Here is a 1,178-nt window from a genome sequence, read left to right as displayed (position 1 = left end):
TAATTATCACCTTTGGAATTGTGTAATTGTTTGTATTCTCGCATTTAAATTAATATAACAATCTATGATCATTCTCGGTCGTTTTGAATATATCCTCCATTTTTTCTTTGATAAGTTTATATGAAGGGAAATTATCTGATACTTTTTCAAGATCTTCTATACTAAGAGGTATTATATTTCTTCCATTTACAAACTGATACTCTATCTCTTTTAATGAAATCTGCGTAAAACCTGCCATGCTAAAAATAACACACGTTTTAATTCCTTTAGAATCCATTATAGGAACCAAATTTCTAACATCTGAAACTTTAATTTTCTCTTTTCTATTTTTACATTCAACAGAGATAAGAGCACCTAGATCCCAAAGAAACGGATCAAGAGATACATTACAAAAATACAGGTCAACCTCTTCTCGCTCCTCCTTAATACGGTGACCCATAAATTTCAAGCCATAAACACTGCGCAGAAAATACTTTGCTACTTCTTCAAATAGCAAACCTTTCTCATAACCGCCCTTTAAACATTTAGCTTCATTTAATAAAGCTCCAAACTCTTTGATGTTAAATTCTAAGTCTTCAAATCGGTCATTTACTTCATTCCAAAAAAATGATTTTAAAAAATTATAAATAATTGGTAAAAAGGCATATCTATTTTTCATAAGAAAAATAATATTTTTTGAAATTCCCTCCTCTTCTTTACCAGTCAGATAGGATCTTAGCTCGTCTATTCCTTTTTGAACTATTTTAAAGAATTTCGCTTTTTCCGGTAAAATCACTTCGGCTTCAAAAAAGTAACATATGTTTTGTTTCATTTTCTCCATAAAACCCTCGTACATCATCTCTAACTTCTCAATAGGATATTTTTTAATCGGTAATGTTGCTAACCCATATAATAAAACATATTGCCATTCATAGAATAATTCTGTTGGTTCAAAGTGCACTCCATAAGAATAAATAGGATTTTTAAGAATCATTTCTACATCTCTGACCGTCCATTGGTTAATATATTGACTATCTATATAAGATAAGTTCTTGTAACCATCTTCATTGAGAGGGATAAGTAGTCCTCCTTCGACTAGAAGGCATACATCATCAGACTCTGGAGTCCCAATCATTGTTGTTCTCCTTCTTCCTTTGATACTTTCTCCCAAGACAAATGATCGGGTAAAACATTGGTAG

Annotated in this window: 1 protein-coding gene; it reads right to left on the bottom strand. The window is 31.2% G+C overall.

Translation table 11 applies throughout. The features are described 5' to 3' along the window. Positions 1-49: 49 nt before the first annotated feature. Positions 50-1,178, bottom strand: a 1,129-nt coding sequence (locus tag QD47_RS29480; RefSeq protein WP_044649471.1) for a hypothetical protein, incomplete at its 5' end; no start/stop codon positions are given.

The sequence above is a fragment of the Paenibacillus terrae genome, assembly GCF_000943545.1.
GTDB lineage: Bacteria > Bacillota > Bacilli > Paenibacillales > Paenibacillaceae > Paenibacillus > Paenibacillus terrae_A.
Note: the sequence above shows the minus strand (reverse complement) of the source record. Positions and strands in the feature narration are given on the sequence as shown.